A 19,913-nucleotide genomic window follows, 5' to 3' on the forward strand; every position below is an offset into this window, starting at 1 on the left:
GCGCCGTGGTCCGCCCCCCCTGCCGGGCAGGGCCGGGCACTACGCCACGTAAAGGTCCACGTACTCGTGGACGGGCATCGCCTCCAGCACCACCGGGTCGAGCGAGGCGTCCAGGATGCGGCGCTGCTGCACCGTCGGGAAGAGGCCGGCCAGGTGCCGGCGGAATTTGTCCTCCAGCAGCGGAATGCCTTCGGCGCGGCGGCGGGCGTGGCCAAGCGGATACTCGACCGTCTCCTCCAGCGTGGTGCCGTCCTTGAAGGTCACGTGCAGCGCGTTGGCGATACTGCGCTTGTCCGGGTCCAGGTAGTCGGCGGTGAAGCGCGGCTCCTCCACGCAGGCGATGCGCGCGCGCAGCGGGTCGATGCGTGGATCGGCGGCGACGTCGTCCTCGTAGTCCTCGGCAACCAGCCGGCCGAAGATCAGCGCGATGGCGACCATGTACTGCACGCAGTGGTCGCGGTCGGCCGGATTGTGCAGCGGCCCGGGCTTGTCGATGATCCGCAGGCAGGCCTGCTGGGTGCGCAGGGTGATCCGCTCAATGTCCTCACTGCGCCTGCCGGCCGCCCGCATCCGGGCGTGCACCTGCATGGCCGCTTCCACCGCCGTCTGGCCGTGGAACTCGGCCGGGTAGCTGATTTTGAACAGCACGTTCTCCATCACATAGCTGCCGTAGGGACGCTGGAAGCGGAACGGCTGCCCGCCGAAAGACACGTCGTAGAACCCCCACGTCGGCGCGGTCAGGGCACTGGGATAGCCCATCTCGCCCGTGGCCGCCATCAGCGCCAGGCGCACCGCGCGGCTGGTGGCGTCGCCGGCCGCCCAGCTTTTGCGTGAACCGGTGTTCGGCGCATGCCGGTACGTGCGCAGGGCCTGTCCGTCCACCCAGGCCAGCGACACCGCGTTGAGCATGCGTTCGCGGTCCAGCCCGAGCAGGTGCGCGACCACGGCAGTGGAGGCGACCTTGACCAGCACCACGTGGTCCAGTCCGACCCGGTTGAAGGCATTTTCCAGTGCGAGGCAGCCCTGGATTTCATGCGCCTTGATCATCGACACGAGCACGTCGCGCATGGTCAACGGGGGGCGACGCAGTGCCTCGGCATTGCGGCTGAGCCAGTCGGCAGTGGCCAGGATGCCGCCGAGATTGTCCGAGGGATGGCCCCACTCGGCGGCCAGCCAGGTGTCGTTGAAATCCAGCCAGCGCACCATCGCCCCGATGTTGAAGGCGGCCTGCACCGGGTCCAGCTCGAACCGGGTACCCGGCACCCTGGCCCCGTGGACCACCCGGGTTCCCGGCGCCAGCGGCCCGAGCAGTCTGCTGCAGGCCGGAAACGACAGCGCCGCCAGCCCGCAGCCCAGGGTATCGATCAGGCAGTGCCGCGCGGTCGTGTACGCAAGGGGCGATTCCACCGGGTACTCGCGCACGTAGTCGACGATGTCGGTCATCACCGCGTCCCAGGCGACGCGCTCGTTGGACGGGGGGCTGCCGCTGGACATGGTGTCGCTCCTGCTGTGGCAGCGGGGCGGAGCCCCGCTCGACGTGGGTAGGCGATGCGATTTACACGGGGACGCGCACCGCACCTTCCATCAGCACGCGCGCACTGCGGCTCATGATGGCCTTGGTGACTGTCCACTGGCCGTCAACGCAGGCCGCCTGGGCGCCCACGCGCAGCGTGCCGGACGGATGGCCGAAGGTGACCGCCTCGCGCGTGCCGCCGCCGGCGGCGCGGTTGACCAGTGTGCCGGGAATCGCCGCGGCAGTGCCGATGGCGACCGCGGCCGTGCCCATCATCGCGTGGTGCAGCTTGCCCATCGACAGCGCGCGCGCGTGCAGATCGATGTCGCCGGCCGCGATCCGCCTGCCGCTGGAGGACACGTAGTCCTGCGCGGGTGCGACGAAGGCGACCTTGGGCGTGTGCTGGCGCGTGGCCGCCTGCTCGACGCTGTCGATCAGGCCCATGCGTACCGCACCGTGCGCGCGGATCGCTTCGAACCGTGCCAGCGCGGCCTTGTCCTCATTGATCGCCGGCTGCAGCTCGGTGCCGGTGTAGCCCAGGTCGGCCGCGTTGAGGAAGAGGGTGGGAATGCCGGCGGTGATCATGGTCACCTCGAAGCGGCCCACGCCGGGCACATCGAGGGTATCGACCAGGTTGCCGGTCGGGAACATCGATCCGCCATCGCCTTCGCCATCGTCGGACGGATCAAGAAACTCGAGCTGGATCTCGGCCGCCGGGAACGTCACCCCGTCCAGCTCGAAATCGCCAGTCTCCTGCACTTCCCCCCCTGCCATCGGTACGTGCGCCAGGATGGTCTTGCCGATGTTGGCCTGCCAGATGCGGACCGTGCAGATGCCGTCGCGCGGCACACGCGCCGGATCGATGAAGCCGTTGCTGATCGCAAACGGGCCGACCGCGGTGCTGAGGTTGCCGCAGTTGCCGCTCCAGTCAACGAACGCGGCATCGATCGAGACCTGGCCATACAGATAGTCGACGTCGTGGTCAGGCACCGACGGCGCGGCAATGATCACGCACTTGCTGGTGCTGGAGGTGGCGCCGCCCATGCCGTCGGTGTGCTTGCCATAGGGATCGGGCGAACCGATCACGCGCATCAGCAGCGCATCGCGGTCCGCCCCCGGCGTCTGTGCGGCGACGGGCAGATCCTGCAGGCGGAAGAACACGCCCTTGCTGGTGCCACCGCGCATGTAGGTGGCGGGAATACGGAGCTGGGGAAGAAACGCCATGAGAAGTCCTGGTAGGAAGACGGCCCGTCGCCGGGCCGTCGTGAGGCGGGTGGATCAGGCGACCTGCGAGGATTCCAGGAAGTCCTGGGCGAAGCGCTGCAGCACGCCGCCCGCTTCGTAGATGGACACTTCCTCGGCCGTGTCCAGGCGGCAGGTGACCGGCACATTGAGCTGCTCACCGCTGCGGCGGTGGATGACAAGCGTCAGCTCGGCACGCGGCACGCGTTCGCCGATCACATCGAAGGTTTCAGTGCCGTCGATGCCCAGCGTTCTGCGGTTGACGCCTTCCTTGAACTCCAACGGCAACACGCCCATCCCGATCAGGTTGGTGCGATGGATGCGCTCGAAACCCTCGGCGACGATGGCCTCCACACCGGCCAGGCGCACGCCCTTGGCGGCCCAGTCGCGCGAGCTGCCCTGGCCGTAGTCGGCACCGGCGATGATGATCAGCGGCTGCTTGCGCGCCATGTAGGTTTCGATCGCTTCCCACATGCGGGTCACCTCGCCCTCCGGCTCCACGCGCGCCAGCGAGCCCTGTTTCACCTGCCCATCGACCACAACCATCTCGTTGATCAGCTTGGGGTTGGCGAAGGTGGCGCGCTGCGCGGTGAGGTGATCGCCACGGTGGGTGGCGTAGGAGTTGAAGTCCTCTTCCGGCAGGCCCATCTTCGCCAGGTACTCGCCGGCCGCACTGCTGGCCAGGATCGCATTGGACGGGGACAGATGGTCGGTGGTGATGTTGTCGCCCAGCACCGCCAGCGGACGCATGCCACGCAGCGGACGCTCGCCGGCCAGCGCGCCTTCCCAGTACGGCGGACGGCGGATGTAGGTGCTCTGCGGACGCCAGTCATACAGCGGGCTGATCGGCGCGCCGTGCTCCACCTTGAAGGTGAACATCGGGTCGTAGACCTGGCGGAACTGTTCCGGCTTGACGCTGGCGGCCACCACCGCGTCGATCTCGGCATCGCTGGGCCACAGGTCCTTCAGCGTGATCGGGTTGCCATCGGCGTCATGGCCGAGCGCATCCTTTTCAATGTCGAAGCGCACAGTGCCGGCAATGGCGTAGGCCACCACCAGCGGCGGCGAGGCCAGGAACGCCTGCTTGGCGTACGGATGGATGCGGCCGTCGAAGTTGCGGTTGCCCGACAGCACCGCCGTGGCATACAGGTCGCGGTCGATCACTTCCTGCTGGATCTTCGGATCAAGCGCACCGCTCATGCCGTTGCAGGTGGTGCAGGCGAAGGCGACGATTCCAAAGCCCATCTGCTCCAGGTCGCCAAGCAGGCCGGCCTCCTCCAGGTACAGCTGCACGGCTTTGGAACCGGGCGCCAGCGAGCTCTTGACCCACGGTTTGCGGGCCAGGCCGGCACGGTTTGCATTGCGCGCCAGCAGCGCAGCAGCAATCACGTTGCGCGGGTTGCTGGTGTTGGTGCAGCTGGTGATGGCCGCGATGATCACCGCGCCGTCGGGCATCAGGCCCTGTTCCTGCTCGACCTTGCCCGAGGCCAGCTTGGCTTCATCGGCGATGCCGCGCGCGGCCAGATCGGTGGTCGCCACGCGCTTGTGCGGATTGGACGGGCCCGCCATGTTGCGAACCACGCTGGACAGATCGAACTGCAGCACGCGCGGATACTCGACCTGGGCCAGATCGTCCGACCACAGGCCGGTGGCCTTGGCATAGGTTTCCACCAGCTGCACCTGGGCTTCTTCGCGGCCGGTCAGGCGCAGGTAGTCCAGGGTCTGCTGGTCGATGGAGAACATCGCCGCGGTGGCGCCGAACTCCGGGGTCATGTTGGAGATGGTGGCGCGGTCGCCAATGGTCAGTGCCGTTGCACCCTCGCCGTAGAACTCGATCCAGGCGCCGACCACGCGCTCCCTGCGCAGGAACTCGGTCAACGCCAGCACGATGTCGGTGCAGGTGATGCCGGGCTGCGGGCGGCCAGTCAGTTCCACGCCGATGATGTCGGGCAGGCGCATCCACGAGGCGCGGCCAAGCATAACGTTCTCCGCTTCCAGGCCGCCCACGCCGATCGCGATCACGCCCAGCGCATCGACATGCGGGGTATGGCTGTCGGTGCCGACGCAGGTATCCGGGAAGGCCACGCCCTCGCGCACCTGGATCACCGGCGACATCTTCTCCAGATTGATCTGGTGCATGATGCCGTTGCCCGGCGGAATCACGTCGACGTTCTTGAACGCCTTTTTGGTCCAGTTGATGAAGTGGAACCGGTCCTCATTGCGACGGTCTTCGACGGCGCGGTTCTTTGCGAAGGCAGCCTTGTCGAAGCCCGGGTACTCCACCGCCAGCGAATGATCGACGATCAGCTGGGTCGGTACCACCGGGTTGATCTGGGCCGGGTCACCCCCGGCATCGGCGATGGCATCGCGCAGGCCGGCCAGATCGACCAGCGCGGTCTGGCCGAGAATGTCATGGCAGACCACGCGCGCCGGATACCACGGGAAATCCAGGTCCTGGCGGCGCTCGATCAGCTGGCGCAGCGAGGCGTCCAGCGTGGCCGGGTCGCAGCGGCGCACCAGGTTCTCGGCCAGCACGCGCGAGGTGTACGGCAGCGTGGCGTAGGCGCCGGGCTGCAGCGCGTCGATGGCGGCACGGGTATCGAAATAATCCAGCGAGGTGCCGGGAAGGGTCTTGCGGTAGTTGCTGTTCATGGCTGGCGATAGCTGCTTGTTGGCGGGCCGGGGCGTCGTGACACCGGCAAAAAAGGAGGTGCGACGCCGCAACGGAGCAGACCGGCATCGCGCCGGCCTGCTCCGCAAGGCACCCGCGAACGGGTGCGGTACGTCGGTCTTACCTGCGCTGGTCGATCGGCACGAAGGCCTGGTCTTCCGGCCCGGTGTAGTTGGCGCTCGGCCGGATGATCTTGCCGTCGACGCGCTGCTCGATGATGTGCGCGCTCCAGCCGGAGGTGCGTGCGATGACGAACAGCGGGGTGAACATCGCCGTCGGCACGCCCATCATGTGGTAGCTCACCGCGCTGAACCAGTCCAGATTCGGGAACATCTTCTTGATGTCCCACATCACCGTTTCCAGCCGCTCGGCGATGTCGAACATCTTCAGGTTCTGCTGCTCGGTCGACAGCTCACGCGCCACGTCCTTGATCACATTGTTGCGCGGATCGCTGACGGTGTAGACCGGGTGGCCGAAGCCGATGACCACTTCCTTGCGCTCGACGCGCGCCTTGATGTCGGCTTCTGCATCGTCGGGCGAGTCATAGCGCTTCTGCACTTCGAAGGCGACTTCGTTGGCACCGCCATGCTTGGGGCCGCGCAGCGCGCCGATGCCGCCGGTGATGCAGCTGTACATGTCGCTGCCGGTGCCGGCGATGACGCGGCAGGCGAACGTGGACGCGTTGAACTCGTGCTCCGCGTACAGGATCAGCGAGGTGTGCATCGCCTTGACCCACGAATCCTGCGGCTTCTCGCCGTGCAGCAGGTGCAGGAAGTGGCCGCCGATGGAGTCATCGTCGGTTTCCACGTCGATGGCGCGGCCGTTGTGGCTCCAGTGGTACCAGTACAGCAGCATCGAGCCCAGGCAGGCCATCAGCTTGTCGGCGATGTCGCGCGCGCCCGGGTGGTTGTGGTCGTCCTTCTCCGGCGACACGCAGCCGAGCACCGACACGCCGGTGCGCATCACGTCCATCGGGTGCGCCGACGGCGGCAGCTCTTCCAGCGCAGCCTTGACCGCGGCCGGGATGCCGCGCAGCGACTTCAGCTTGGCCTTGTAGGCGACCAGTTCGGCGCGCGTGGGCAGCTTGCCGTGCACCAGCAGGTGGGCGATCTCCTCGAACTCACTGGTGTTGGCCAGGTCCAGGATGTCGTAGCCGCGGTAGTGCAGGTCATTGCCACTGCGGCCAACGGTGCACAGTGCGGTGTTGCCGGCGGCGGTGCCCGACAGGGCGACGGACTTTTTCGGCTTGAAGCCGGGGGCGGTGGTTGCTTCGCTCATGATCCCTCCAGGAAAACAGTGCTTCGGTCTTACTTCTTGGCGGCGAACAGCGCATCGAGCTGCTGCTCGAAGGCGTGGTAGCCGATACGGTCGTACAGTTCCTCGCGCGTCTGCATCGCGTCGACCACGTTGCGCTGGTGGCCTTCCCGACGGATGGTCTCATACACGTTCTCGGCGGCCTTGTTGGCGGCGCGGAACGCGGACAGCGGGAACAGCTGGATTGCCACGCCGGCCGAGGCCAGTTCATCGCGGCTGAACAGCGGGGTCTTGCCGAACTCGGTGATGTTGGCCAGCACCGGCACCTTCACCGCATCGACGAAGCGGCGGTAGGTGTCCAGGTCATAGGCGGCCTCGGCGAAGATGCCATCGGCACCGGCCTCCACGCAGGCGATGGCGCGCTCGATCGCCGCGTCCACGCCGTCCACCTGGATGGCGTCGGTACGCGCGATCAGGAAGAAATCCGGATCGGTCTTGGCATCGGCGGCGGCCTTCACGCGGTCGACCATCTCGCCCTGCGTGACGATTTCCTTGCCGGGACGGTGACCACAGCGCTTGGCGCCGACCTGGTCTTCAATATGGCAGGCGGCCGCACCTGCCTTGATCAGCGACTTTACGGTGCGCGCGATGTTGAACGCGCTGGGGCCGAAGCCGGTGTCGATGTCCACCATCAGCGGCAGGTCGCAGACGTCGGTGATGCGGCGCACGTCGATCAGCACGTCTTCCAGGGTGTTGATGCCCAGGTCCGGCAGGCCCAGCGAGCCTGCGGCAACGCCGCCGCCGGACAGATAGATGGCCCGGTAGCCGGCACGCTGGGCCAGCAGGGCGTGGTTGGCGTTGATCGCGCCGATCACCTGCAGGGGCGATTCGGCGGCCAGCGCAGCGCGGAAGCGGCTGCCCGCGGAGGAAACAGAGGAGCTCATGTGGCATTCCATCGTGAGTGACGGGAGGACAGGCGCAAGGGCCGTGCCAAGTCGCAACCCCATGAATTCATTGAGACTGGACCACGGCAGCGACGTTTCATGTCCGTCCAATGAAACACATGTAACATGGATGGAACCGAAACATTGAAACAACGCCATGTCCGTCATCCTGCCGCGCCCTCGCCTGCCCGACCCGGACCCCGGCCACCTGCCGGTGATCTGGACGGTGAGCGTCTCCCGCCTGACCGGCCTGCTCGGCGATGTGATTCCCGAATTCGACCGCCGCGCACGGATCGTGCCGATCAACCTCGGCTTCGAGGAAGCGGTGGACGTGATCGGCCAGCGGCTGCGTCGCGAGCACTGCGATGTGGTGATCGCTGGCGGCTCCAACGCGGCCTACCTGCGCAGCCGGCTGGAGGTGCCGCTGGTGCCGATCCAGGCCAACGGCTTCGACCTGATGGAAGCGCTGGCGCGCGCGCGGCGCATCGCACCGCGCATCGGCCTGGTCACCCATGCCACCGACGTGCCCACCTTCGGCAGCTTCCAGCACAGCTTCGGGCTGGACATCGAACACCGCCGCTTTGTCACCCGTGAAGACGCCCGCGACTGCATCGCCGACATGCGTGCCAACGGCATCGAGGTGATCGTCGGCACCGGCATGGCCATCGATCATGCCGAGCAGGTGGGCCTGCCGGGCGTGCTGCTGTACTCGGCCGATTCGGTGCGGCAGGCATTCGAGCATGCGCTGGAACTGACCCAGACCCTGGCCCGGTCCGGTGCCCCGTCGCCGCGGCGCCGGCCGCCGGCCCGGCACCGCGATGCCGACCACGCCCTGCTCGGCGACAGTCCGCCGATGCAGCAGGTACGCGATCGCATCGCGCTGTACGCCCCGCACGACAGCACCGTGCTGGTCACTGGCGCCACTGGCACCGGCAAGGAACTGGTGGCGCGCCAGCTGCACGCCGCCAGTGGCCGGCGCGGCCGCTTCGTGGCGCTCAACTGCGGGGCGATCAGTGAATCGCTGCTGGAGGCCGAGCTGTTCGGCTATACCGAAGGCGCCTTCACCGGCGCGCGCCGGGGTGGGCGCGTGGGCCTGGTCGAAGCGGCCGAGGGCGGCACGCTGTTCCTGGACGAGATCGGCGAGCTGCCACTGCCGCTGCAGACCCGCCTGCTGCGGGTGCTGGAAGAGCGCGAAGTGCTGCGCGTCGGTGCGACCGAACCTACGCCGGTGGATGTGCGTGTGGTCGCCGCCACGCTGCAAAGCCTGGAATCGCTGGTGGAGGCGCAGCGCTTCCGCCGCGATCTGTACTTCCGGCTGGCGGCGCTGCGGATCGCCCTGCCCACCCTGCGCGAACGCAGCGAGGACATTCCGCTGCTGGTGGCCCACTTCTTCCGGCAGCTCGGCCAGACCGCCTCGCCCCTTTCTGTGGCAGCGCTGCAGCGGCTGGGCGAGGCGCCGTGGCCGGGCAACGTGCGGGAACTGCGCAACGTGGTCGACCGGCTGCGCATCCACTGGCAGCACCGGCCAGGCGACCTGTCGTTGGCGCAGATGCTGCAGTGGGTGCCGGAACTGGACGGATTGCCCCGCGCGCCCGCGCCTGCCCGGGTCGATACGCCGCCGTCGGGCGTGGGGGCGGCCGCCGCCGCCCGGCCGGACGCCGTCACGCTGCAGCAGGTCCTCGCCGCGTGCGGGGGCAACCGCGAGCAGGCGTGCGCGCAGCTCGGCGTTTCGCGCACCACGCTGTGGCGATGGCTGCGCGCCGCCGCGATCGTCTAGCGGCCACGCGGTACGCGCGTCAGGGCAGCGGCTGCAGCGCCATGCGGAAGTACACCACGCGCTCGGTTTCCTCGAATCCGCACGCACGATGCGCCGCATGCGCGGCCACCGCGTCCAGCGCGCTGTCCGAGGCCAGTTCGCTGCAGCCGGCCGCGCGCGTCCAGGCCGCCGCCGCATCGAGCAGCGTGCGTCCCGTGCCCTGGCCCTGCCAGCCCGGCTGCACGTACCAGCCTTCGAGAAAGCCAACCGGCGAGCTGTCGGTGCCGTTGACGTAGTCGCGGCGCAGCCGCACCTCGACAAAACCGATCGCCTCGCCGTCGGCCGTACACGCCAGCAGCACCGCCCCGTCGGTGTCGGCCAGCGACAGCGCCAACGCATCAACCGTGTCGTCGGCGTCGGGCCACAGCCCCAGCCTCAGCCGCGCCCATGCCGCCGCGTCGGCGGGCACCGCCTGCCGGATCACGGGCGCAGGCGCACTCACGGGAACAGCAGCCGCTTGCTCCACTGGCCGGATGCGTCGATCTCATAGCACCAGCGCTCATGCAGGCGGAACTGCGCGCCGTACCAGAACTCGATGCGCTGCGGCACTACGCGCAGACCGCTCCAACCCGCCGGACGCGGCACGTCCTGGCCGTCGAAGCGCGCTTCGATCTCCGCCACGCGCGCATCGAATGCCTCGCGCGACGCCAGGGTCTGCGACTGCAGCGAGGCCCATGCACCGATCTGGCTCATGCGCGGACGCGACGCGAAGTAGGCATCGGCCTCCGCGTCGGCCACCTGCTCCACCGCACCTTCGATGCGCACCTGGATGCCGGCCTCGCGCAGGCTGCGCCACAGGAACAGCAGGGCCGCATGCGGGTTCTCCTGCAGTTCCCGGCCCTTGTGGCTGGCCAGGTGGGTGTAGAACACGAAGCCACGCGCATCGAACGCCTTGAGCAGCACGGTACGCGCCGATGGCCGCCCGCCGGCGCCGGCGGTGGCCACCGTCATGGCATTGGGTTCGACTTCGCGGCTTGCCTTGGCTTCTTCGAACAGCCCGGCAAAGGTGGACAACGCTTCGGCATACAGATCGGTCATGGCGGTTTTCTTGTCGCGCGGTTTGGGTTTATTGTCGCTGCATGCCCGCACCTGCGTACATGCCCGCCACAAAAGGATTTCCAGATACGCTGGTCGCGCAGGCGCTGGACGATGCACTGGGGTGTGGTGCGGCCCGTCCAGTATTGGCGATCAGCGGGCTGCAGGGGAGCGGCAAATCGACGCTGGCCGCCCAGGTCGTGGCCCTGGCGGAGGCGCGTGGCCTGCGCGCGGCGATGCTCTCCATCGATGATGTCTACCTGACCCGGGCGCAGCGTCAGCGCCTGGCACGGCAGGTGCACCCGCTGCTGCTGACCCGTGGTCCGCCCGGCACCCACGATCTGCCTCTGGCCCACGCCACGCTCGATGCGGTCGCCACTGGCGGGCCGGTCACCCTGCCCCGCTTCGACAAGCTGGCCGACGAGCGCGAGCCGGCGTCGGCATGGCCACGTCTGGCAGGCCCACTGGACCTGCTGGTGTTCGAAGGCTGGTTTCTCGGCACGCCACCCGAGACCGGGGCCGCACTGGCGGCACCGCTCAACGCGCTCGAGCGCGAGGCCGACCCGGACGGGCGCTGGCGGCGCTGGTGCAACGAGGCGCTGGCCAGGGACTATCCGGCCCTGTGGCAGCGCTGCAACCGGCTGTGGTTCCTGCAGCCGCCGGATTTCTCGGTGGTCCCGCGCTGGCGCTGGCAGCAGGAACAGAACCTGCAGGCCGCCCAGCCCGGTCGCAGCAGCATGAGCCGCGCCCAGCTGGAGCGGTTCGTGCAGTACTACGAACGGGTCAGCCGGCAGGCGCTGCGCACGCTGCCGGCCCTGGCCGACCGGGTGATCACGCTGGACGAGCAGCGCCGCGTCGTGCCGGCAGCGCCTCTCAGCTCACCAGGAACGTCACCCGCAGGTTGACCCGCCATTCGGTGATGTTGCCGTCGCCGTCGGTGACCACCTTGGTCTCGTTGATCCAGGCGCCCTGGATGCCCTTCACCGTCTCGGATACCTTCTTCAGGCCGCTGCGGACGGCGTCCTCGACGCTGGTCTTGGAGGAGGCATTGATCTCGATGATTTTGGCCACTGACATGGACAGGCTCCGGCTGCGCGCGGGACATTCCGCGCAGCCCACCATGCGGGCCGGCGCGTAAAGGCCGTGGCACGGAGATGTTAGGATCGCGGGTAATGAATCCCGCTCCGAACCTGATCCTGATCGGCCCGATGGGTGCCGGCAAAACCTGCATCGGGCGCCGCCTGGCGGAGCGCTTCACGCTGGACTTCGTCGACGCCGACCAGGCCATTGTCGAGGCCACCGGCGCCAGCATTCCGGCCCTGTTCGAGCACGCCGGCGAAGCCGGCTTCCGCCAGCACGAACGCCAGGTGCTGCAGGCACTGCTGACCGGCCGCAACCAGCTGGTGTCCACCGGCGGCGGCGCCGTGCTGGACCCGGACAACCGCGCGGCCATCGCCCGGCGCGGCTTTGTGGTGTACCTGCGGGTCAGCGTGCCGGCCCAGCTTGAACGCTTGGCGCGTGACCGCGGCCGCCCGCTGCTGCAGCGCCCGGACCGCGAACAGGTGCTGCACGAGATGGCCGCCCTGCGCGACCCGCTGTACCGCGGGCTGGCCGACCTCACCCTGGATACCGATCTCTACACCCCCGCCGAGGCCACCGCGCAGCTGGTGCTGCGCCTGGCCGCGCAATGGCAGCGACAGGACACCCCCGCATGACCCCCGCTCCCCGCACCGTCGCCGTCGGCGGCGACTCGCCTTACACCATCCATATCGGCCCGGGCCTGCTCGGCCAGGGTGCCCTGCTGGCCCGCCACGTCCGTGGCCGCCATGTGCTGCTGCTCAGCGATTCGTCCGTGGCGCCGTTGTACCTTGACGGGGTAAAGACCGCCCTGCTCGACGCCCGCCCGGACCTGCTGATCGGCACGCTCGTGCTGCCGGCCGGCGAAGCCTCCAAGACCCTGGACAATTTCGGCGCGGCGCTCACCGCACTCGCCGCGCTCGGCGCCACCCGCGATGCCTGCGTGATGGCGCTCGGCGGCGGCGTCGCCGGCGACCTCGCCGGCTTCGCGGCGGCCTGCTGGATGCGGGGCGTGGACTGTGTGCAGTTGCCGACCTCGCTGCTGGCGATGGTCGATTCCTCGGTCGGCGGCAAGACCGCCGTGGACATTCCCGAAGGCAAGAACCTGGTGGGCGCCTTCCACCCGCCGCGCGCGGTGATCGCCGATACCGCCGCCCTGCGTACGCTGCCCCCGCGCGAGCTGCGTGCCGGCCTCGCCGAAGTGATCAAGTACGGCGCGATCGGCGACCCGCTGTTCTTCCAGTGGCTGCAGGCCGAGCACGCCGCGCTGCTGGCCGGTGATGACACCGCGCTGGCCCAGGCGATCGCACGCAGCTGCGAGCACAAGGCCGAGATCGTCGCCCGCGATCCGCTGGAAAAAGGCGAGCGCGCGCTGCTCAACCTCGGCCACACTTTCGGCCACGCCATCGAAACCGAACAGGGCTACGGCGCACCGGGCAATGACAACCTCAACCACGGCGAAGCAGTCGCGGTGGGCATGGTACTGGCCGCACGCCTGTCGGCCCAGCTGGGCATGAGTACCGAGGCCGACACCGTGCAGCTGCGCGATCTGCTGGCGCGCTACGAACTGCCGGTGACGATTCCGCCGGGACTGGCGCCCGAGGCCCTGCTGGCGCGGATGCGGCTGGACAAGAAGAACATCGCCGGCCGCCTGCGTCTGGTGCTGTGGCGTGGCATCGGCCGCGCCGAGGTCGTGGCCGACGTCGACGAAGCCGACGTGCTGCGTGTGCTTGCCGCCGGCTGAGGCTGCGACCGTCTGCCGCACCCGGGGCGGCGTCCACGGCCGCCTCCGGCGTTCGCGGCTACAATCGGCACATGCGCGTTTTCCTGCACCAACTCGCCCGCGGTGCCGACCCGGCCCGCTACCTACAGCTCACCCTGCAGCCGGACCTGTTCGGCGGCTGGGAGCTGCTGCACGAGTCCGGCTCCATCGGCGGGCGCGGGCAACTGCGCCGCGAGCTGTTCCTGCAGGAAGACCTGGCGCAGGCCGCCTTCGAGAAAGCGCGCGATGCGCACCTCCACCGCGGCTACACCCTCACCCGCGGCCCCGGCGACCCGCCGCGCTAGGCGGCCACCGCGCCGCCAGCCCCCTTTCGTTCGGCCCTGCGCCACCAGATTCCAAGGAAGCGTTCCGTGACCAGCCCCTCCCGCCATGACCGACTGCTGCGTGCCCTGCGCCGCGAACCGGTGGACTGCACCCCCATCTGGTTGATGCGCCAGGCCGGCCGCTACCTGCCGGAGTACCGCGCCACCCGCGCCAAGGCCGGCAGCTTCCTGGCGATGGCCAAGACGCCCGACATCGCCTGCGAAGTCACCCTGCAGCCGCTGCGCCGTTTCGATCTGGACGCGGCGATCCTGTTCTCGGACATCCTCACCATTCCCGATGCGATGGGCCTGGAGCTGTACTTCGTCGATGGCGAAGGCCCCAGGTTCCGTCACCCCGTACGCGATGCCGCCGCCATCGCCCGGCTGGCGGTGCCGGACATGGAGACCGAACTGCGCTACGTGATGGACGCAGTGCGCGTGATCCGCCGCGAACTCGATGGCAAGGTCCCGCTGATCGGTTTCTCCGGCAGCCCGTGGACGCTGGCCTGCTACATGGTCGAGGGCGGTGGCAGCAAGGACTTCGCCCGGATCAAGGCGATGGCGTTGAACGAGCCGGCCGCTCTGCACCAGTTGCTGTCGGTGGTCACCGATGCGGTGATCGCCTACCTGGCGGCCCAGCGCGCCGCCGGCGCCCAGGTCCTGCAGGTCTTCGACACCTGGGGCGGCGTGCTCAGCCCCTCGATGTACCGCGAGTTCTCGCTGCGCTACCTGACCCGCATCGCGCAGGCGCTCGAGCGCGGCCAGGGCGACCAGCGCACCCCGTTGATCCTGTTCGGCAAGGGCACCGGCCTGCACCTGGGCGCACTGGCCGACACCGGCGCCGATGCACTCGGTGTGGACTGGACCCTGGATCTGTCCGACGCCGTGGCCCGCACCGGTGGTCGCGTCGCACTGCAGGGCAATCTCGACCCCGCCACCCTTTACGGCAACCCGGCGGCCATCGAGCGTGCCGCCGGCCGCGTGCTCGACAGCTATGCCGAGGGCAACGGCGGCTCGCGCGAGGGCCACGTGTTCAACCTGGGGCATGGCATGTCGCCGGACATGAACCCCGACCATGTCGGCGTGCTGGTGGACGCGGTGCATCGGTTGAGCCGGCGCTGAGGGGCAGATGCCGGGCAGCACCCGGCACTGCGCGCCACAGCTGGGTCTCCGCGGCGGGAGACCGGCGCCTCCCGGTCCGACGACGCGGCTCCACCGTTTCTTGATCCAGCATCGGCGATTATGTGTGCCTCGTTGAGGAAGGCACGCACGATGACGACCGGCAGCTACGCTTCGATACGGCCCCTGTTGTGGCTGGTATCGCTGGCGATCTTCATGCAGATGCTGGATTCGACCATCGTCAATACCGCCCTGCCGGCGATGGCGCGCAGCCTCGGCGAAAGCCCCCTGCAGATGCAGTCGGTGGTGTTCAGCTACGCGCTGGCGGTGGCCACCTTCATTCCCGCCTCCGGCTGGATCGCCGACCGCTTCGGCACGCGCCGCACGTTCCTCGTCGCCATCATCCTGTTCACCCTCGGCTCGCTGGCCTGCGCCCTCGCCCAGACGCTGCACCAACTGGTGGGCGCGCGTGTCCTGCAGGGCGTTGGTGGCGCGATGCTGCTGCCGGTCGGCCGCCTTGCCGTGATGCGTTCGGTTCCGCGCGACGACTTCCTGCGCGCCATGAGCTTCATCGCCATCCCCGCGCTGATCGGCCCGCTGATCGGGCCCACCCTCGGCGGGTGGCTGGTCGAGGTCGCCTCCTGGCACTGGGTGTTCCTGATCAATCTGCCGATCGGCGTGATCGGCTTCATCGCCGCCATGAAGATCATGCCCGACCATTACGCCGAGCACCGCACCCGCTTCGACCTGCCCGGCTACCTCATGCTTGCGTTCGGCATGGTGGTGCTGTCGCTCGCGCTGGACGGCATCTCCGGCATGGGCACGCCGCACGCGCTGGTCATGCTGATGACGGTGGCCGGCCTGGCCGCGCTGGTCGGTTACTGGCTGCACGCGGCCAACTCCACCGCGCCGCTGTTCTCGCTGGCCCTGTTCCATGTGCCCAGCTATCGCATCGGCATCCTCGGCAACCTGTTCTCGCGCATCGGCAGCAGCGCCATGCCGCTGCTGATACCCCTGCTCCTGCAGGTCGGCATGGGCATGAGCCCGATGAATGCCGGCCTGTTGATGATTCCGGTGGCCGCCGCCGGCATGGTCTCCAAGCGCTATGCCGTCAAACTGGTCGAACGGTTCGGCTACCGGCGTGTGCTGATGGTCAACACTGTGCTGGTCGGCCTGGCAATGGCCAGTTTCATTGTCATGACCCCCGGGCAGCCGACGTGGCTGCGCGTGGTGCAGCTGGCGGTATTCGGCGCGGTCAACTCGCTGCAGTTCACCGTCATGAACACCGTGACCCTGCGCGATCTCGACCGCGAATTCGCCAGCCCCGGCAACAGCCTGCTGTCGATGGTGATGATGCTCGCCACCGGCTTCGGCGCTGCGGCGGCCGGCAGCCTGCTGGCCGCGTTCGGCCACCTCGACGTCGCCCACGGCGCCACCGCCGCGCTGCATGCCACCTTCGTCTGCGTGGGTGCGATCACGCTGACCTCCACGCTGATCTTCTGGCAGCTTCCCGATACGCGCCCTTCACCGCGCGATGTTGAAGAAGTGGCCGAGTAGCGCCCCTCACACGGGCGGCGGCCAGGGCCCCAGCGCGCGGGCGATTGCGGCGACCAGCAGATCGCCGGTCACCGGCTTGCGCAGGAAGTCCTTGAACCCGGCCTGGCGTACCTGCGCCTCGATCGCCGGATCGGTGCGCGCGGTCACCGCGATGATCGGCATCTCGTAGCCCTGATTGCGGAACTGCTCGGCCAGTTCGATGCCGCTCAGCCCGGGCAGATCCAGATCCAGCAGCGCCACGTCGAAGGGGGTATCCATCACCTCGCGCAGGGCGGCCAGCGCGTGCGCGGCATGGATCACCTCGTGGCCGCGCGCACCGAGCAAGCCGGTCACCACGTCGGCCACGGTGGTGTCATCCTCCACCAGCAGGATGCGCAACGGCGGCAGCGTGGCCACCGCCGCCGCGCCCGGTGAAGCATCGACGGCGGCGCCGTGCTGCAACGGCAGCGGCAGGGTCACGCTGAAACGGGTACCACTGCCGAGCTGGCTCTCCACGTCCACCTGGCCCTGCATGGCCAGTGCGAGTTCCCGGCAAATCGCCAGCCCCAACCCGCTGCCGCCGTACTGTGCGGCCGTGCGCGCGCCATCGGCCTGCTCGAATCGTTTGAACAGACGCTGCTGCTGTTCGACACTGATGCCCGGCCCGGTGTCGGCCACTTCGATGTACACACCGCGGTCGGGCGCGATCGCGCGCAGATGCAGGCTGACATGGCCGTGGCTGGTGAACTTGACCGCGTTGCCGAGCAGGTTGAGCAGGATCTGGCGCACGCGCATTTCATCGCCCACCGCCCAGGTGCCCGGCGGCAACGCATTGTCCACCATGAAACGCAGTTGCTTCTGTTCGGCCAGTGCGCTCATCAGCGTGCAGACGTCGTGCACCAGCTGGTCCAGCGGGAACGGCTGCGTCTGCAGTTCCAGCCGGCCGGACTCGATCCGCGCCAGATCCAGCGCGTCGTTGACCAGGTGCAGCAGGTGCTCGCCGGCGTGGCGGATCGATTCGGTGTAGCTGCGCTGTTTCGGGTCCAGCGGCGAGGCAAGCAGCAGCTCGCTCATGCCCAGCACACCGGTCATCGGCGTGCGCACCTCGTGCCCGAGGTTGGCCAGGAAGCGGGTCTTTGCCATCGACGCCTGTTCGGCCAGTTCCTGCTTGTGCAGCGCCAGCTGATAGGCATGCCGACGTTGCAGCCGCCGCCGGTACAACCAGGCGAACAGGCTCAACGACAGCAGCACCAGCGAGGTCAACAGCAACAGGCCTGACAGGCTCCGCCACCACGGTGGCAGCACCCGGAACTCGAGCACCTGCACCCGCGACCAGATGTGGTCGGCCGACCGGGCCTGCACTTCCAGCCGGTAACGCCCCGGCGACAGCCGCGAGAACAGACGCTCGCCGGCCGGCCCCACTTCGACCCAGTCCGGGTCGTAGCCGGCCAGGCGGTAACGGTAGGTATTGGAGGACGAATCGGCGAAGGACAGCAGCCGCGCCACGATGCGCAGGTCACGGTCGCCATCGGCGATCTCCAGGGGGTTCAGATGGGTCAGGTCGATCACGCGTTCGCCGCGGCGTACCTCCACCCGTTCGATCACCAGCGGCGCGCGCCGGGTGGAGGGCTTCACCTGCGCCGGGTCGAACACCACCACACCGGCCGGGGTGCCGCCGGCAATCCGGCCGCTGGCCGTCATGGTCAGTGTGCGGCGACGGAATTCCTGGCTGGGCAGACCGTCATGCACGCCATACAGGCGCACGTTCTCGCTGTGCGGATCGGCGCGCACCAGGCCGCGCGCGCTGGCCGCCCACACCACGCCCTGCGCATCGACCACCAGGCCCGAGGCGGACACTTCCGGATAGCCGCGCTCGGCGCCGATCTGCGCGACGGGCACCAGCCGTTCGTCCTGCCAGCGGTACTGGCTCAGGCGGCCCTCTTCGGACAGCCACACCGAGCCATCGGCGGCCCAGGCCATCGCGTACACACCGCCGGTGGGGCCGCCCGGTACCGGTTCGAAACGACGGCGCATCGGGACCCACCGCATCAGCCCCTGGTTGGTGGCCTGCCACAGGTGATCGCCGGGGCCGCAGCGGATATCCTGGGTCATCTGCCCGGGCGCCATGCCCGCATGGCCCAGCGGGATCTGGTTGAGCACGTGGCCATCCAGATCACGCTGCTGCAGGCCGTTGGAGGCCATGACCCAGAGCCGGTTGCCATCGCACAGGATCAGCGCTTCGATCGCGCCCTCCATCGAGGCGTCAACGGCGGCATCGCGCCCCCAGCGGCGCATGCGTCCGTCCTTGGGGTCGTAGCGCGTCAACGCATCCCACGAACCGATCCAGACCTGCCCGCGCGGGTCCTCGACCACCGACTGCAGCCACTGGGTCCCATCCACCCAGGTTTTGTGCTGTTCGATCTGACCGCTCACCGGATCGAATTTATCCAGCGCCCCGTGCGTGCCCACCGTCCACACCCCGCCATCGGCGGCAGCGGCCATGCCAAGAGCATAGGCATTGCGCAACGATGCCGGATCATCCTCCAGGCGCGACAACACCGAGAACTGCCACCAGCGCGGCAACAGATGCCACAGGCCGCCATTGGTGCTGGCCATCCAGATGCCGCCTTCGCGGTCTTCATAGGCGCCCGTCCAGTTCGGCCGCACCTGCCCGCGCGCCACCGCGCTGTACAGCGGCACCTGCTGGAACTGATTGTCAAAGGCGCGACCAAGGCCCGAGCGGGTGTCCAGCCAATACCCGCCCTGTTCGTCGCGCAGCATCATGCCCAGGATCTGGTCACCCGCGGAGACCTTCCAGGGCGCCGGTTCGAACCGGCCGTCCGGACGTCGCACCACGACCCCGGCGTTGGTATTGATCCACAGGCTGCCGTCGGACTCGGGGGTGAGCCCATTGATCATCGCCAGCGGTAACAGAGCGTCGGGCACGCGCTCGAAATCGTGGCCGGTCCAGCGCGCCAGCCCCGCCTTGGTGCCGACCCACAGGGTGCCGTCCGGCGTGGTGGCCAGATTGCCCACCGACGCGGAGGGCAGGCTGCGCGGATTGTGCCGCTCGGGCATGTAGCGGGTGATCGTGCCATCGCGGTCCATGCGATGCAGGCCGCCTTCGAACGTCCCGAACCAGATCGCGCCATCCGGCGTGGACGCCACGCTCCAGATCGTGTTGCTGCCGATCTCGGGATGGTTCTGGCGGTCGTGGAAACGCAGCTCGCGGCGATCGGCCGACATCATCACCAGGCCGGCGTGCTCGGTACCGATCCAGAGCCGGTTGCGCGGATCCACATGCACCGTCCAGATATGGTTGTCGCGCAGCCCATCCTCGGCACGCCAGATGCGGTAGTTGCGCCCGTCGAAGCGGGCCAGGCCGTCGTTGGTGGCGATCCACAGGTAGCCGTAGCGATCCTCGGCCATGCGGTTGACGGTGTTCGACGGCAGGCCGTCGAACACCGTCACCTGGCGGGGCGTCGGCGGTACCGGTTGCGCGGCGGCCACGCCGGCGCAGCCCAGGCCCACGGTGATGAGGAGCAACCACAACAGACGCAACACCAATGGATCTCCCGAGTCTGTCCGTCGATTCGCAGCGCCCGCCACGGGTGGGCATGC

The 19,913-nt window shown here is 68.7% G+C and carries 16 protein-coding genes; 7 read left to right on the plus strand and 9 right to left on the minus strand.

Translation table 11 applies throughout. From position 1 onward, the window contains the following. Window positions 1-39 precede the first annotated feature (39 nt). The 5 genes from GDJ08_RS07790 to prpB form a co-directional block, all read right to left on the minus strand. Window positions 40-1,494: a bifunctional 2-methylcitrate dehydratase/aconitate hydratase gene (locus tag GDJ08_RS07790; protein WP_017355918.1), complete on the minus strand. Its 1,455-nt coding sequence runs from the start codon at window positions 1,492-1,494 to the stop codon at window positions 40-42. Between the two features lie 61 nt (window positions 1,495-1,555). Beyond that, complete coding sequence (gene prpF, locus GDJ08_RS07795; RefSeq protein ID WP_153164643.1) at window positions 1,556-2,737, minus strand: 2-methylaconitate cis-trans isomerase PrpF; 1,182 nt, start codon at window positions 2,735-2,737, stop codon at window positions 1,556-1,558. Window positions 2,738-2,791: 54 nt separating this feature from the next. Then, entirely contained in the window at window positions 2,792-5,407 is a 2,616-nt protein-coding gene (gene acnD, locus GDJ08_RS07800; protein ID WP_017355920.1) for a Fe/S-dependent 2-methylisocitrate dehydratase AcnD, read from the minus strand. Between the two features lie 139 nt (window positions 5,408-5,546). After that, window positions 5,547-6,704: a bifunctional 2-methylcitrate synthase/citrate synthase gene (gene prpC, locus GDJ08_RS07805; RefSeq protein WP_017355921.1), complete on the minus strand. Its 1,158-nt coding sequence runs from the start codon at window positions 6,702-6,704 to the stop codon at window positions 5,547-5,549. 29 nt (window positions 6,705-6,733) lie between these two features. Further along, on the minus strand, window positions 6,734-7,624 hold the full coding sequence (gene prpB / locus GDJ08_RS07810; protein ID WP_051008596.1) for a methylisocitrate lyase: 891 nt from the start codon (window positions 7,622-7,624) through the stop codon (window positions 6,734-6,736). 157 nt (window positions 7,625-7,781) lie between these two features. Here prpB and prpR point away from each other — a divergent pair, with 157 nt between their 5' ends. Continuing rightward, window positions 7,782-9,401 carry a propionate catabolism operon regulatory protein PrpR gene (gene prpR / locus GDJ08_RS07815; protein ID WP_136003092.1) on the plus strand — a complete coding sequence of 540 codons (1,620 nt, stop codon included), beginning with the start codon at window positions 7,782-7,784 and terminating at the stop codon, window positions 9,399-9,401. 19 nt (window positions 9,402-9,420) lie between these two features. Here the strand turns inward: prpR and aac(6') are convergent, their stop codons facing one another. Both aac(6') and pdxH read right to left on the minus strand, forming a co-directional pair. Continuing rightward, entirely contained in the window at window positions 9,421-9,882 is a 462-nt protein-coding gene (gene aac(6') / locus GDJ08_RS07820) for an aminoglycoside 6'-N-acetyltransferase (RefSeq protein ID WP_153164644.1), read from the minus strand. After that, window positions 9,879-10,478 carry a pyridoxamine 5'-phosphate oxidase gene (pdxH, locus tag GDJ08_RS07825; protein WP_136003090.1) on the minus strand — a complete coding sequence of 200 codons (600 nt, stop codon included), beginning with the start codon at window positions 10,476-10,478 and terminating at the stop codon, window positions 9,879-9,881. Before pdxH ends, aac(6') begins: the two co-directional genes overlap by 4 nt. Before the next feature lie 41 nt (window positions 10,479-10,519). Between pdxH and GDJ08_RS07830 the strand changes: the two genes are divergently transcribed. Next, window positions 10,520-11,380 carry a kinase gene (locus GDJ08_RS07830; protein ID WP_153164645.1) on the plus strand — a complete coding sequence of 287 codons (861 nt, stop codon included), beginning with the start codon at window positions 10,520-10,522 and terminating at the stop codon, window positions 11,378-11,380. Here the strand turns inward: GDJ08_RS07830 and GDJ08_RS07835 are convergent. Further along, the gene (locus GDJ08_RS07835) at window positions 11,349-11,552 is read right to left on the minus strand and encodes a dodecin family protein (protein WP_136003088.1); all 204 of its coding nucleotides are present in this window, start codon (window positions 11,550-11,552) and stop codon (window positions 11,349-11,351) included. The two genes, GDJ08_RS07830 and GDJ08_RS07835, sit on opposite strands and share 32 nt — an antisense overlap. A gap of 95 nt (window positions 11,553-11,647) precedes the next feature. On the opposite strand from GDJ08_RS07835, the gene GDJ08_RS07840 reads away from it, so the two are divergent. The 5 genes from GDJ08_RS07840 (at window position 11,648) to mdtD (ending at window position 16,313) form a co-directional block, all read left to right on the plus strand. Further along, window positions 11,648-12,190 (plus strand): shikimate kinase, encoded by a 543-nt coding sequence (locus GDJ08_RS07840; RefSeq protein ID WP_136003087.1) that lies wholly within the window; start codon window positions 11,648-11,650, stop codon window positions 12,188-12,190. Next, window positions 12,187-13,296, plus strand: a complete 1,110-nt coding sequence (gene aroB, locus GDJ08_RS07845; protein ID WP_153164646.1) for a 3-dehydroquinate synthase — start codon at window positions 12,187-12,189, stop codon at window positions 13,294-13,296. Before GDJ08_RS07840 ends, aroB begins: the two co-directional genes overlap by 4 nt. Window positions 13,297-13,367: 71 nt before the next feature. Then, on the plus strand, window positions 13,368-13,619 hold the full coding sequence (locus GDJ08_RS07850) for a WGR domain-containing protein (RefSeq protein ID WP_136003085.1): 252 nt from the start codon (window positions 13,368-13,370) through the stop codon (window positions 13,617-13,619). Window positions 13,620-13,685: 66 nt separating this feature from the next. Then, window positions 13,686-14,759 (plus strand): uroporphyrinogen decarboxylase, encoded by a 1,074-nt coding sequence (gene hemE / locus GDJ08_RS07855; RefSeq protein ID WP_136003084.1) that lies wholly within the window; start codon window positions 13,686-13,688, stop codon window positions 14,757-14,759. Between the two features lie 150 nt (window positions 14,760-14,909). Then, complete coding sequence (gene mdtD / locus GDJ08_RS07860) at window positions 14,910-16,313, plus strand: multidrug transporter subunit MdtD (protein ID WP_017357382.1); 1,404 nt, start codon at window positions 14,910-14,912, stop codon at window positions 16,311-16,313. Window positions 16,314-16,319: 6 nt separating this feature from the next. On the opposite strand, the gene GDJ08_RS07865 is transcribed toward mdtD, so the two are convergent. Then, on the minus strand, window positions 16,320-19,859 hold the full coding sequence (locus tag GDJ08_RS07865) for a hybrid sensor histidine kinase/response regulator (RefSeq protein WP_017357381.1): 3,540 nt from the start codon (window positions 19,857-19,859) through the stop codon (window positions 16,320-16,322). Window positions 19,860-19,913: the final 54 nt, after the last annotated feature.

The sequence above is a fragment of the Stenotrophomonas nematodicola genome (assembly GCF_009467805.1).
In the GTDB taxonomy this organism is placed as follows: Bacteria; Pseudomonadota; Gammaproteobacteria; order Xanthomonadales; family Xanthomonadaceae; genus Stenotrophomonas; species Stenotrophomonas nematodicola.

Excerpts from the sequence above, each read along its gene's own strand:
- GDJ08_RS07790 (WP_017355918.1), bottom strand. The coding sequence starts at position 1,494 with ATGTCCAGCGGCAGCCCCCCGTCCAACGAGCGCGTCGCCTGGGACGCG.
- prpF (WP_153164643.1), bottom strand. The coding sequence starts at position 2,737 with ATGGCGTTTCTTCCCCAGCTCCGTATTCCCGCCACCTACATGCGCGGT.
- acnD (WP_017355920.1), bottom strand. The coding sequence starts at position 5,407 with ATGAACAGCAACTACCGCAAGACCCTTCCCGGCACCTCGCTGGATTAT.
- prpC (WP_017355921.1), bottom strand. The coding sequence starts at position 6,704 with ATGAGCGAAGCAACCACCGCCCCCGGCTTCAAGCCGAAAAAGTCCGTC.
- prpB (WP_051008596.1), bottom strand. The coding sequence starts at position 7,624 with ATGAGCTCCTCTGTTTCCTCCGCGGGCAGCCGCTTCCGCGCTGCGCTG.
- prpR (WP_136003092.1), top strand. The coding sequence starts at position 7,782 with ATGTCCGTCATCCTGCCGCGCCCTCGCCTGCCCGACCCGGACCCCGGC.
- pdxH (WP_136003090.1), bottom strand. The coding sequence starts at position 10,478 with ATGACCGATCTGTATGCCGAAGCGTTGTCCACCTTTGCCGGGCTGTTC.
- GDJ08_RS07830 (WP_153164645.1), top strand. The coding sequence starts at position 10,520 with ATGCCCGCACCTGCGTACATGCCCGCCACAAAAGGATTTCCAGATACG.
- GDJ08_RS07835 (WP_136003088.1), bottom strand. The coding sequence starts at position 11,552 with ATGTCAGTGGCCAAAATCATCGAGATCAATGCCTCCTCCAAGACCAGC.
- GDJ08_RS07840 (WP_136003087.1), top strand. The coding sequence starts at position 11,648 with ATGAATCCCGCTCCGAACCTGATCCTGATCGGCCCGATGGGTGCCGGC.
- aroB (WP_153164646.1), top strand. The coding sequence starts at position 12,187 with ATGACCCCCGCTCCCCGCACCGTCGCCGTCGGCGGCGACTCGCCTTAC.
- GDJ08_RS07850 (WP_136003085.1), top strand. The coding sequence starts at position 13,368 with ATGCGCGTTTTCCTGCACCAACTCGCCCGCGGTGCCGACCCGGCCCGC.
- mdtD (WP_017357382.1), top strand. The coding sequence starts at position 14,910 with ATGACGACCGGCAGCTACGCTTCGATACGGCCCCTGTTGTGGCTGGTA.